This is a genomic window from Ruegeria sp. CE8, from assembly GCF_056537465.1.
In genome coordinates, this window is sequence record NZ_JBQFRP010000001.1 from 462,721 (window position 1) to 475,866 (window position 13,146).

Annotated in this window: 10 protein-coding genes; 8 read left to right on the plus strand and 2 right to left on the minus strand. The window is 58.6% G+C overall.

The genetic code is table 11. The features are described 5' to 3' along the window. Positions 1–5 precede the first annotated feature (5 nt). Positions 6–1,475: a carboxypeptidase M32 gene (locus ACR0AA_RS02365; RefSeq protein WP_480755357.1), complete on the plus strand. Its 1,470-nt coding sequence runs from the start codon at positions 6–8 to the stop codon at positions 1,473–1,475. Between the two features lie 63 nt (positions 1,476–1,538). After that, a complete protein-coding gene (yghX, locus tag ACR0AA_RS02370) occupies positions 1,539–2,435 on the plus strand; it encodes a YghX family hydrolase (RefSeq protein WP_480755358.1) in 897 nt (298 codons plus the stop codon). A gap of 42 nt (positions 2,436–2,477) precedes the next feature. Here yghX and gyrA read toward each other — a convergent pair whose 3' ends face one another. Continuing rightward, positions 2,478–5,201, minus strand: a complete 2,724-nt coding sequence (gene gyrA / locus ACR0AA_RS02375; RefSeq protein ID WP_480755359.1) for a DNA gyrase subunit A — start codon at positions 5,199–5,201, stop codon at positions 2,478–2,480. Between the two features lie 193 nt (positions 5,202–5,394). Between gyrA and ACR0AA_RS02380 the strand changes: the two genes are divergently transcribed. Both ACR0AA_RS02380 and ACR0AA_RS02385 read left to right on the plus strand, forming a co-directional pair. After that, on the plus strand, positions 5,395–5,664 hold the full coding sequence (locus ACR0AA_RS02380) for an usg protein (protein ID WP_239334929.1): 270 nt from the start codon (positions 5,395–5,397) through the stop codon (positions 5,662–5,664). A 105-nt stretch (positions 5,665–5,769) separates the two neighbouring features. After that, a complete protein-coding gene (locus tag ACR0AA_RS02385) occupies positions 5,770–6,465 on the plus strand; it encodes a lipid-binding SYLF domain-containing protein (protein ID WP_480660427.1) in 696 nt (231 codons plus the stop codon). On the opposite strand, the gene ACR0AA_RS02390 is transcribed toward ACR0AA_RS02385, so the two are convergent. Continuing rightward, positions 6,466–7,419, minus strand: a complete 954-nt coding sequence (locus ACR0AA_RS02390; RefSeq protein ID WP_480660425.1) for a radical SAM protein — start codon at positions 7,417–7,419, stop codon at positions 6,466–6,468. A gap of 162 nt (positions 7,420–7,581) precedes the next feature. On the opposite strand from ACR0AA_RS02390, the gene zwf reads away from it, so the two are divergent. From zwf to ACR0AA_RS02410, 4 genes are all read left to right on the plus strand, one after another. Beyond that, positions 7,582–9,036 carry a glucose-6-phosphate dehydrogenase gene (gene zwf, locus ACR0AA_RS02395; RefSeq protein ID WP_480660423.1) on the plus strand — a complete coding sequence of 485 codons (1,455 nt, stop codon included), beginning with the start codon at positions 7,582–7,584 and terminating at the stop codon, positions 9,034–9,036. Continuing rightward, positions 9,033–9,704 (plus strand): 6-phosphogluconolactonase, encoded by a 672-nt coding sequence (pgl, locus tag ACR0AA_RS02400; protein WP_480755360.1) that lies wholly within the window; start codon positions 9,033–9,035, stop codon positions 9,702–9,704. The genes zwf and pgl overlap by 4 nt, the downstream gene beginning before the upstream one ends. Positions 9,705–9,709: 5 nt before the next feature. Then, positions 9,710–11,320 carry a glucose-6-phosphate isomerase gene (pgi, locus tag ACR0AA_RS02405; RefSeq protein ID WP_480755361.1) on the plus strand — a complete coding sequence of 537 codons (1,611 nt, stop codon included), beginning with the start codon at positions 9,710–9,712 and terminating at the stop codon, positions 11,318–11,320. Between the two features lie 188 nt (positions 11,321–11,508). Next, entirely contained in the window at positions 11,509–13,128 is a 1,620-nt protein-coding gene (locus ACR0AA_RS02410) for a long-chain-fatty-acid--CoA ligase (protein ID WP_480755362.1), read from the plus strand. The last annotated feature ends 18 nt before the right edge of the window (positions 13,129–13,146 follow it).

Sequence of the window (13,146 nt, forward strand, 5' to 3'; positions counted from 1 at the left end):
CACCGATGAGTGCTTACAAAGACCTGATGGCGTTCCAACGTGAAACGTCAGCCCTTGGGCAGATTGCCGGACGGCTGGGCTGGGATCAGGAAACGGTGATGCCGCGCGGTGCGGCCTCGCAGCGCGCCGAAGAGATGGCCGCGATCGAGGCAGTCTTGCACTCTCGCCGTTCCGACCCTCGCGTAGCAGACTGGCTGGAACAGGCTCGCGCTGAGGATGAGGTCGAGCACGCCCAGCTACGCGAAATTCGCCGCGCCTATGATCGGGCGGTCAAAGTTCCGGCTGATCTGGCCACGGCCATTGCGCGTGTCACGTCGGCCGCGCAAGGCACATGGGCGCAGGCCCGTGCCGACGAGGATGTCGCTGCCTTTCTACCGGCGCTCGGCGAAGTTGTCGCTCTGAAGCGTGAAGAGGGCGCAGCGCTGGCGCAAGGCGGAGACATCTACGACGCCATGGTCGAGGATTATGAACCGTACACGACCGGAACACAGATCGCAGAGATATTCGATCAGATGCGTCCCCGTCTGGTGGCATTACGCGCGGCGGTGCTGGACAAACCCGCACCGGCTGGTCTGACCGGCAGTTTTGACGAGTTGGCCCAGATGAGGTTGTCGCAGAAACTGGCCGTCACCTTCGGGTATGACCTGAACACAGGCCGTATCGACAAGGCCGTGCACCCGTTCAGCTCGGGCAGCGGGCTGGACGTTCGGATCACCACTCGCACCAGCGAGACCGATCCGTTCAACTGTTTCTATTCGACCATTCACGAGGTCGGTCACGCCGCTTATGAGCAAGGCATCGACCCTGCCTATACGCTGACACCGTTGGGGCAGGGCGTGTCGATGGGCGTGCATGAAAGCCAAAGCCGGATCTACGAAAACCAGTTGGGCCGTTCTCGCGCCTTCACCGGCTGGCTGTTTGGTCAGATGAAAGACGCGTTTGGCGATTTCGGCATAGCAGACGAGGATGCATTCTACGCCACGGTGAACGGTGTCCATAACGGCTATATCCGAACCGAAGCGGATGAGGTGCAGTACAACCTCCACATCATGCTGCGCTTTGATCTGGAGCGCGCGCTGATGGCAGGTGACCTGCAAGTCGCGGACCTTGAGGCAGCATGGAATGACCGTTTCAAGGCTGATTTCGGTTACGCAATCGACAAGCCGTCAAATGGGTGTTTGCAGGATGTGCACTGGTCGGTCGGGCTGTTTGGGTACTTCCCGACCTATTCGCTGGGCAACGTTTATGCCGGGTGCCTGTATCAGGCGCTTCGGGTGGCCGTACCGGATTTGGATACGCAGTTGGCCAGCGGGGACACCTCGAGTGCGACAGGATGGCTGCGCGGGAACTTGCAGCAATATGGCGGGCTTTACGCGCCGCGCGAGACTATTCAGCGCGCTAGTGGAATCGAACCGGGGCCAGAGCCATTGCTGAGCTATCTCGAAGGCAAGTTCAGCACTTTGTACGACTTGTGAGTTTGCGGGCGCGCCAAGGCCGGTTACCATCGTTGCACCGATACCATCGCTTGGGAGGCAACGATGACCGGAAACGCCCGCAAGAAAGCCAGTGACTTTGATCCCCGGATCCTCGAAATCTTTGACGGATATGTGCATGGCACCATGTCGAAGCGCGAGTTTATCTCCAAGGCCGGTAAATACACCGCCGCCGGAGTAACCGGCGCCATGATCCTGGACCAGTTGCAGCCCAACTACGCGTGGGCGCAACAGGTCGCCCCGGATGATCCGGACATAGAAACCACGGTGGTCGAGTTCGACAGTCCTGATGGACACGCTCAGACCAGTGGCTTGATGGCCATGCCCGCAAATGCTGAGGGGAAGTTACCTGCGGTTCTCGTCGTTCACGAAAACCGTGGACTCAATCCGTACATTGAGGACGTCGTCCGCCGGACGGCCAAGGCTGGCTTCCTGGCATTCGGACCCGACGGGCTGTCGCCGCTTGGCGGGTATCCCGGAACAGACGATGAAGGGCGTGAGATGCAGCGTTCGATGGATCGGGAAAAGCTGATGGCGGATTTCTTTGCCGCCTATGAGTTCCTGCGCGATCACGATCTGTCGACCGGCAAGATCGGCGCTGTCGGGTTCTGTTATGGCGGAGGTGTGTGCAATGCATTGGCCGTGGCTTATCCGGACCTCGGGGCCTCGGTACCATTCTATGGTCGACAGCCCCCGGCCGAGGATGTCCCATCCATAGAAGCGCCGCTGATGATCCACTATGCCGGTCTGGATGATCGCATCAATGCCGGTTGGCCGGAATATTCCGAGGCGCTATCGGCCAATCAAAAGAAGTTCAGCGTGCATTTCTATCCGGATGTGAACCACGGTTTTCACAACGATACGACTCCAAGATATGATGAGGCTGCGGCCAATCTGGCATGGAAAAGAACGATTGCCTTTTTCAACACCTACCTGACCTGAACGGAACCGGGTGCCGCTGATCCGGCACCCGGGCATTTTAGTTTATTCTTCGGCTTCTTCGTCGCCCTGATCGGCAATCCAGGCGACGCTGACGACCTCTTCGCCCTTGCCGGTGTTGAAGACTTTCACACCGCCAGCCGAGCGGGACCGGAAGGAAATCCCTTCGACCGGCACCCGAATCGACTGTCCTTTGGACGTGGCCAGCATGATCTGATCCTCGATGTCGACCGGGAACGATGCCACAAGCTCACCACCGCGCATCGCCTTGTCCATGGCCGCCACGCCCATACCGCCACGACCCCGGACCGGGTAATCGTGGCTGGAGCTCAACTTGCCCGCGCCGCCAGCCGTGATCGTCAGGATCAGGTTTTCGGCCGCCGACATTTCAGCGTAACGCTCTTGTGTGATCATGCCGGGCGCTGCTTCGTCTTCGTCGGTTTCACCATCGTCGGCGATGCCTTCAACGGCCCGACGCATCTTGAGATAAGCGGCACGTTCATCCGGACCGGCCTCGAAGTGGCGGATTACCGACATCGACACCACGCGGTCGCCATTGGTCAGCTTGATGCCGCGGACACCAGTGGATTCACGCGAGTTGAAGACGCGAACATCCGTTGTCCGGAAGCGGATCGCTCGACCGGAATTGGTGACCAGCATCACGTCTTCGTCTTCCGAGCAGATGCGGGCGTTCACCAGTTCCACGCCTTCCGGCAGCTTCATAGCAATCTTGCCGTTGCGGCGGACATTGGTGAAATCCGACAGGCGGTTACGGCGCACGTCGCCCGCGCTGGTGGCGAAGACGATCTGCAGGTTCTCCCATTCTTCATCCGGGACATCCACTGGCATGATCGCGGCGATGGAAACGCCCGTCGGGATCGGCAGGATGTTAACGATGGCTTTGCCCTTGCCGGTACGGCCCGATTGAGGCAGGCGCCAGGTCTTGAGCTTATAGACCATCCCGTCGGTGGTGAAGAACAGCAATTGGGTATGTGTATTCGCCACAAAGAGGGTGGTGACCACGTCCTCTTCCTTGGTCTGCATCCCCGACAATCCCTTGCCGCCACGCTTTTGAGCGCGGAAATCGGCCAGCGGCGTGCGCTTGATATAGCCGCCCGAGGTGACCGTCACGACCATGTCTTCACGTTCGATCAGGTCTTCGTCTTCCATGTCGCCGGACCAGTCGACGATCTCGGTGCGACGTGGAACGGCGAACTGCTCGCGAACCGCACGCAATTCATCACCGATGATCGACATGATGCGTTCCCGCGAGGACAGAATATCCAGGTATTCTTTAATCTTGGCGGCCAGTTCTTCAAGCTCGTCCGTGACTTCTTTGACGCCCAGCTGGGTCAGGCGCTGCAGGCGCAAGTCGAGGATGGCGCGGGCCTGAACCTCGGTCAGGTTATAAGTGCCGTCGTCGTTCATCTTGGACAGCGGATCGTCGATCAGGCGCAGATAACCTTCAATTTCAGATGCAGGCCAGCGACGCGTCATCAGCTTTTCACGCGCTTGCGCCGCGTCAGCCGAGGACCGGATCGTGGCAACAACTTCGTCAACGTTCGAAACGGCCACGGCCAGACCACACAGAATGTGGCTGCGTTCGCGTGCCTTGCGCAAGTCATAGGCAGTGCGACGGGCGACAACATCTTCGCGGAAGTCGATGAACGAGGTCAGGAAGCGGCGCAGGGTCAGCTGCTCGGGCCGACCGCCGTTCAATGCCAGCATGTTGCAGCCGAATGAGGTCTGCATCGGCGAAAAGCGATAGAGTTGGTTCAGCACCACTTCGGGCGTCGCATCACGCTTCAGCTCGACCACGACGCGCACGCCGTTACGGTCGGATTCGTCCTGTACGTGGGCTACGCCTTCGATCCGCTTCTCGCGCACGGCCTCGGCGATCTTTTCGATCATCGAGGATTTGTTCACCTGATAGGGGATCTCGTCGACGACGATGGCGTAGCGGTCCCTGCGGATCTCTTCGACGCGGGTTTTGGCGCGGATGATGACGCTGCCACGGCCTTCCAGGTAGGCTTTGCGCGCGCCGGACCGGCCCAGCATGACGCCGCCGGTCGGGAAATCCGGGCCGGGGACGTATTCGATCAGCTGTTCCGAGGTCAGGTCGGGATCGTCGATCAGCGCCAGCGTAGCGTCGACGACTTCGCCCAGATTGTGCGGCGGGATATTGGTCGCCATACCCACGGCGATACCACCGGCACCGTTGACCAGCATGTTCGGGAAACGCGCGGGCAGAACCGTCGGCTCTTTGTCCTTACCGTCATAGTTGTCCTGAAAATCGACCGTCTCTTTTTCGATATCGGCCAGTAGAGACGCGGCGGGTTTGTCCATGCGAACTTCGGTATACCGCATGGCCGCCGGGTTATCGCCGTCCATTGAGCCAAAGTTGCCCTGACCATCCAGCAGTGGCAGCGACATCGAGAAATCCTGCGCCATCCTCACCAGCGCGTCATAGATCGCGCTGTCGCCATGCGGGTGGTACTTACCCATCACATCGCCGACCGGACGGGCCGATTTACGATAGGCCTTGTCATGCGTATTCCCTGTCTCGTGCATCGCGTAAAGGATACGGCGGTGCACCGGTTTCAGCCCGTCGCGCAGATCGGGGATCGCGCGGCTGACGATAACCGACATCGCGTAATCGAGATACGAGGTGCGCATCTCGGATTCGATGGACACCGTCGGGCCGTCATAGACGGGGCGCTCGGGCGGGGTTTCATCCATGTTTTCGGGGATTTCTGGCGTATCGCTCACGTAAACTGCCCGTTTATTGTGCTGGGTCTATATCTTGTGGATGTACCTTATCAGACCCAGCACATAAGGTGCAAGCAAGCAACGATTTCGCGCGCGAAAAACCCCTGTAACACCAGAGTAACACATTGTTAACTAAGGGTTAGCCAGTTTTCGTGCTATGCTGAAGAGACCTTGCAAAAAATTGGAGGTCTGCATGGAGCAAAGCGAAACGGAACTTATGCTCAAGGGGTACGGGCTGACGACAGCGGAATTTTTCTATCACATGCCCGACTATATTCACGTACTCAACACGTTCATCTGGCAGGATTACGACCTTGCGCCGGATCATCCCAAACTGTTCGATTTTATTGAATTCTGGCAGCGCGAGATCGATGGGCCGCTGCATTCCGTGCGGTTTACGCACCGCAAGATGATCGCGCCCGGAGAATGGCGCAATGTTGTGGGAGAGTTTCGGGTGAATTAATCACCTGAGCGGGTTTCTCAACCTGTCAAAGCAAAGACCCATATACTTTTTCGGCATATTAGGTAACGTGTCGGTCAATTCATTGGCCACATACGGAACCCCGGGATGCCTAGAGTAGTATTGTTTGCCGCAGCTGTTCTGCTAAGCGGACCTGCGTCTGCCGAAGGCGTTCTCGACAAAATCAAGAAAGGCGCGGAGAACACCGCAGGCGCCATTGGACGCGGGGCGGAGAGCGTCGGTCAGACGATCGAAAAAGGGGCGACTGCGGTCGACGAAACGCTCACGTCAACGTCCGATCTGCTTTCCAATGAGGCAACGCCAGAGGAAACCCGGGCCAAGCTGGATGTCATGGCCTCGGACGTCTTGGCGCAGTTGCTGGCGGAAAACCCCGAGGCACAGGCGCTTTATGACGTCAGCGCGGGGTATGCGGTCTTTGATTCCCGAAAGGTAACCGTATTTCCGGTCTCGGCCGGTTACGGTCGCGGTGTCGCGATAGACAAGGAAACGGGCCAGCACACTTACATGAACATGGGGACCGGAGGCGTTGGCGCGGCCATCGGGATAGGCGGGTTCGAGACGAAATTCGTGATCCTGTTCGAAACACAGGCGGATTTGGATCACTTCATCACTTATGGCTATGACGCCACTGCGGAATCAGGCGCGATGTACGGCGAAGAGCGCACGGATGAGACGCTCAGGTTCACGAATGGACGATCCTTCTTTGTGCTCAGCAAGAAAGGCTGGCGCGTTTCGGCCGGGGCGTCGGGAACCAAATACTGGAAGTCACCCGAACTGAACTGATCAGCCCGAACAGCTGGCTCCACCCAAAACGCAGAACTTGGCGCAATGCGGGTGGTTGAGATGCACGTCGGCCTCGGCTTCGGCCAGTGTCGCGCCCATTTCGAATTCCGGCTCGTACGGCAGTAGGGTACAGGCCAGAACGGCGGGTTGTTTAGCACCTTTGCGTTTTACCACCATACGCGCGTTAGAACACATCACCTCGGCTGGAGACTTGTTCAAAATACCCCAGCAAGCTGTTGTGATTTCAGGAACTTCGACAGACTCGTCCATCTCGGGGAACAGAACGGTCTGGCCCGGATTCTGTGCGTCGATGTCAAAGCGGTGCTGTGTGAAGAACGCCTCGTACCCGGCGCGGCTTTCCGCGTCGGAATCCCCCCAGACCGTGCGGCCAGCAATGGCAATGTTGAACCCGTTGTCGCGCAACCACTCCATGCCGGCGAGGGTCTTTTCAAAGCTGCCTTTGCCACGCTCTTCGTCGTGCAGTTCGGGGCGGTAGTGGTCGACCGAGATACGCAGGGTCAGCTTGTTCCCGTAGTCGCGTTTCAGTTCCAGCATCCCCTCGCGCATTTTGCGGCGCATCATCGGCTGCATGGCGTTAGTCAGAATCAGAACCTCGTAACCCCGCTCCAAAGCCACGCGGGTCATGTCGATCATTTCGGGGTTCATGAAGGGCTCGCCGCCCGTGAAGCCAATTTCGCGCACAGGCCAGTTGCGCTCTTCGATCTGGTCCAGATAATCGCGGACTTCTTCAGCGGTAATATAAACCAGTGCGTCGTTGGTCGGACTGCTGGCTATGTAGCAGTTCACGCATTCGATGTTGCACAAGGTACCGGTATTGAACCACAACGTCTCAGGGTTGTTCAGCGCAACGGAGGCGCGGGTTTGTCCATCTGCTGTCACCAATTTGTTCTGAAACTTGCCGATATTGGCGGTCTGAGGCGCGTTGTCTTTCATTCCGGTATCCGGTTCCTTGAAGTCATCCTCTGATTTAACTGTTCGACTTGGGATAGTTAAGTAAGGCAGGACCGACCTGACAGAGTTTTGATAATGGGAATTTCGGCGTGATTGGTTGCGCTAACGTTGGACATGCCCATTGGGGCAAGGTAAGGAAAAGTCATGGTTTCTCGCGTCATACCCGTTGATCCGTTCGATCTCGTCATCTTTGGCGGGACCGGGGATTTGGCGCAACGTAAGATTCTGCCAGCTTTGTTCAGGCGCTTTTGCGCGGGGCAATGGGCCGACGGCGTGCAAATCGTGGGCGCGGCGCGAACCGAGTATGACCGGGAAGGATTTCAGGGCGTTGTGGCCGAATCGTTGCGTGCCTACGCGGCAAAGCAGTGTCAGGACGAGGAAGCGTTGCGCGCGTTTTTGAACCGCGTCGATTACGTTAAGCTGGATGGCTGTTCGGATGAAGGGTGGGACCAACTGGCCAACAAGCTGAACCAAAACCGGGTGCGCGCATTCTATTTTTCTGTCGGGCCGCGCCTGTTTGGACCATTGGCCGAGCGGATAAAGGCAAATGATTTGGCGACGCCGGATACGCGCATCGTGGTCGAGAAGCCTTTTGGCCATGATTTGGATAGCGCGAAGGCCCTGAATGCAACGCTGGCCGCGCATTTCAACGAGGGCCAGATTTATCGGATCGATCACTATCTGGGTAAAGAAACCGTCCAGAATCTGATGGCGGTTCGGTTCGGCAACATGCTGTTCGAGCCTCTCTGGAACAGCCAGTACGTTGATCACATTCAGATTACTGTGGCCGAATCCGTAGGAATTGACGGGCGGGAAGAGTATTATGAGCGTGCAGGTGCAATGCGCGACATGATGCAGAACCACCTGATGCAGTTGCTCTGCCTGATCGCGATGGAGCCGCCGGCAAAGTTTGACCCGGATGCGGTGCGGGATGAAAAGCTCAAAGTCATCCGGGCGTTGGATCAGGTCGAACCGCATCACATTGTACGCGGACAGTTCGATGGCGGTGGCAACGCTTCGGGCTATCGTGAGGTCGTTGGCAACCCACGCTCGACCACGGAAAGCTATGTGGCGCTAAGGGCGCATATCAGCAATTGGCGATGGGCGGGTACACCGTTCTACCTGCGAACTGGTAAGCGGCTGGTGGCGCGGTCTTCGGTGATCAATGTGATGTTCAAGGATGCGCCGCATTCGATCTTTGGCGAAGTGGCCGGGCGCCACGCCAATGTCCTGTCGATCCGGTTGCAGCCGAACGAAGGCATAACTTTGAAAGTAACGATCAAGGAACCGGGGCCGGGTGGGATGCGCCTGGTCGACGTGCCCCTGGACATGAGTTTCGCCGAGGCGCTGGGACCGGAAAATCAAGACCCGCCAGACGCCTATGAACGGCTGGTCATGGACGTGATACGGGGCAATCAGACCTTGTTCATGCGCGGCGATGAGGTCGAAGCCGCATGGGCGTGGACCGATCCGATCATTGCGGGCTGGCAGGCCCGTGGTGACGTACCTAAACCCTATGAAAGTGGCAGCACAGGTCCGGGCGACGCCGAGCTGCTGATGAAACGAGACGGTCGCCGCTGGCAAGGAATAAACCCATGAAGATTCAGGAATATGCCGACCGCGACATGCTGGCCATCGACGTCGCAAACGCACTGGCCGGAGAGCTGGAATCCGCCTTGCTACATCATGATATGGTCTCTCTGGCCGTGCCGGGCGGCACGACTCCGGGTCCGGTGTTTGACGGGCTTTGCGCGGCGGATCTTGAATGGGACCGCGTGCGGGTTCTGCCTACGGATGAACGGTGTGTCCCGGGTGATAGCGAACGGTCGAACGAGCGTTTGATCCGTGAACGCTTGCTGACAAACCGTGCCTCAGTCGCCCAGTATGTTCCGCTGTATCTTGAGGGTAAGGAACCTGAAGATGTGCTGCCTGAGATCGAAAGCCTGATAAATCCGGTGCTGCCGTTGTCGGTCCTGGTGTTGGGAATGGGCGAGGACATGCATACCGCCTCGTTGTTTCCGGGGATGGAGGGGCTTGAGGCAGCCTTGGACAGTCACGCGCCAACCCTCGCGGTCGCCCGGACCGAGACACAGCCCGAAGCGCGTATTACTCTGACCGCGCCGGTGCTGGATGGTGCACTGTCCAAGCACCTGATCATCTATGGGGCCGCCAAACGCGATGCGTTGGAAAAAGCCATGTCCCTGCCGCCGGAAGAGGCCCCAATCGCCGCCGCGCTGAGCGGCATAACGGTTCATTGGGCGGAGTAATAAAGATGGAACTGACCCCACTCAAAACCTTGGCGTCCGACGGTCAAAACCAGGCCATTCTGGACCTTTTCGAAGCCGATCCGAACCGCGCGCAGGGCTATTCGGCCTCGACCGGTGATCTTCTGTTTGACTACTCGAAAACGCAGATCAACAGCGATGTACGCGACGCGTTGATCCGATTGTGCGATGAAGCCGGGCTAGCCGAGCGGCGCGAGGCGATGTTTACGGGGCAAAAGATCAACGAAACCGAAGGGCGTGCGGTGCTGCATACGGCATTGCGCAATCTGGATGGCGGCCCGGTCGAAGTGGACGGTCTGGACGTCATGCCCGATGTGATGGACACGCTGCAACGGATGCGGGTCTTTGCCGAAGAGGTGCGCGGCGGCGCGGTTTCCGGGGCAGGGGGCAGCTTTACCGATGTGGTGAATATCGGCATCGGCGGCTCGGATCTGGGGCCGGTCATGGCAACGCACGCGCTGGCGCCGTATCACGACGGGCCACGGCTGCACTATGTTTCCAACGTGGATGGCGCACATATCGCGGACACGCTGCGCCAGCTCGATCCGACGCGCACGCTGGTGATCGTCGCGTCCAAGACCTTCACGACCATTGAAACCATGACCAACGCCCGGACGGCCCGGGCCTGGATGGAGGATGGCGGCGGCGATCCAACCAAGCAATTTGCCGCCGTATCCAGCGCGTTGGACAAGACGCAGGCCTTTGGCATCCCCGAGGACCGGGTCTTCGGCTTTGCCGATTGGGTTGGTGGTCGTTATTCAGTCTGGGGTCCGGTTGGCCTGCCGGTGATGATCGCCGTCGGGTCGAACGCCTTTGACGCCTTTTTGCGGGGCGGGCAGGCGATGGACGTGCACTTCCGCGCTGCCGATTGGGCCGAGAATATGCCGGTCATGTTGGCGCTGGTCGGCGTCTGGCATCGTCAGGTGTTGGGCCATACCAGCAGGGCCGTACTGCCCTATGATCAGCGCTTGTTACGTTTACCTGCGTATTTCCAGCAATTGGAAATGGAATCGAACGGCAAATCCGTCGCCATGGACGGCAGCGATTTGACCATGCCGTCCGGGCCTGTTGTCTGGGGAGAACCGGGTACGAATGGCCAGCATGCGTTCTATCAACTGATCCATCAGGGTACCGACGTGGTTCCCTGCGAGTTCATGGTGGCCGCCGAAGGGCACGAACCCGAACTCACGCACCACCACCGCCTATTGCTCGCCAATTGCCTTGCCCAGTCCGAGGCGCTGATGCGCGGCCGTTCCCTGGATGAAGCGCGGCAGCGGATGGCCGAGAAGGGATTGGAGGGTGCTGAATTGGAACGGCAGGCGCGTCACCGCGTTTTCCCGGGCAACCGCCCATCGACAACGCTGATCTATCCCAAGCTCACACCCTTTGTGCTGGGCCAGATCATTGCCCTTTATGAGCATCGCGTTTTTGTAGAAGGGGTTTTGCTGGGTATGAACTCCTTCGACCAGTGGGGTGTGGAATTGGGCAAGGAGCTGGCAACGTCACTCGGCCCGATTGTAGACGGCGAAGAAAACGCATCCGGCAAGGACGGTTCGACTGCGGCTCTTGTTGCTTACGCAATGCGCCATCGGGATTAATAAGGCGTTTTTCCGCAGCCTGTCGCAAGGGCAGGCTGCATTCTCTTATTGTCAGACAATTAAATGATTGGCAGGGTCTGTTCTTAGGGAACGCCCTGAACCCCCCGTAACGCGAACGCGGGCTAATGTGTTCAGGCTGGCAGACGGCGCTGCCGCACAGACGTGGCGCTGACATAGGGAGGATGCCCATGCTGGGACAGATGATGACGCAGCCTTTGCTGATCTCGTCGCTGATAGATCATGCCGAACACTATCATGGCCAGACCGAGATCTACTCGGTCGAAACCGATGGATCGGTCACGCAAACAAACTGGGCAGAAGTGGCAAGGAACGCACGACGACTCGGGTCCGCGCTGACCAAGTTGGGTCTGGAGCCGCAGGATCGTGTCGGCACGTTGGCCTGGAACAACCGGCGGCACCTGGAAATCTATTATGCAACCTCGGGCGCTGGTTTCGTGTGCCACACGGTCAATCCGCGTCTCTTCCCAGAGCAGCTGACCTACATCATCAACCACGCCAAAGACCGGGTTCTGTTCTTTGATGCGACCTTTATCCCTCTGGTTGCTGCCCTGCGCGAGCATTTGACCGAGGTTCGCCATTTCGTGCTGATGGGACCGCGTAACGAGGACACCATTGCCCAAATCCCGGGCGTCGAATTCTATGACGAACTTATCGAGACTGGGGATGCCGATTTTGAATGGCCCAGCTTCGACGAAAACACCGCGTCGAGCCTATGTTACACGTCGGGCACCACGGGCAATCCTAAGGGGGTCTTGTATTCCCACCGCTCGACAGTTCTGCACAGCTTTGCGTCGAATACCCGTGATGTGATCGGGTTTTCCGCTATGGATGTCGTGATGCCAGTGGTCCCGATGTTCCATGTGAACGCGTGGGGATCACCGTATGCCTGCGCCATGTCGGGCTCGCGCATGGTGCTACCGGGGCCGGGGTTACATGGCGAAGCACTGGTGAATCTGGTCGATACCTATGGCGTGACGCTCGCCATGGGCGTTCCGACGATCTGGCAGGGATTGCTGGCCCATGCCGAGAAGTCCGGCAGCAAACTGGCCAGCCTGAACCGCACTGTGATTGGCGGGGCGGCTTGCCCCCCGTCGATGATCGAAACGTTCCGCGACACCTACGGAGTCGACACGGTTCACGCCTGGGGGATGAGCGAAATGAGCCCCTTGGGCACTGCAAACCATCCATTGGCAAGGCACTTCGACCTCCCAATTGAAGAGCAGCACAAGCTGCGCGAAAATCAGGGCCGCCCGCCGTTTGGGGTCGAGTTGAAAATCGTCGATGATGATGGCAATGATCTGCCCCAAGACGGTATCACGCAAGGTGATCTGTTGGTGCGCGGGCATTGGGTGCTGGACAGCTATTTCCAGATGCAGGATGAGGAACTGCTGCAGGACGGCTGGTTCGCCACCGGAGACGTCGCCACATTGGATTCTGACGGTTACATGACGATCCGTGATCGTTCCAAGGACATCATCAAATCCGGTGGTGAGTGGATCAGCTCGGTCGAATTGGAAAACATCGCCGTTGCGCACCCGAAACTCGCCACAGCTGCCGTTGTTGGCGTGCCGCACCCGAAATGGGATGAACGTCCGCTACTGGTGGCGGTCAAGGCCGAGGGCGAGGACCCGTCCGAGGACGAATTGCTGGCCTTCTTCGACGGCAAGATTGCTAAGTGGCAGGTGCCGGACAAGGTTGTCTTTGTGGATGCGTTGCCGCTGAATGCGACGGGCAAGGTTCTCAAGCGGAATTTACGCGCGGATTTCGAGGACGCCTTGAAGGACTAAGTGCCTGATATTGTTGAG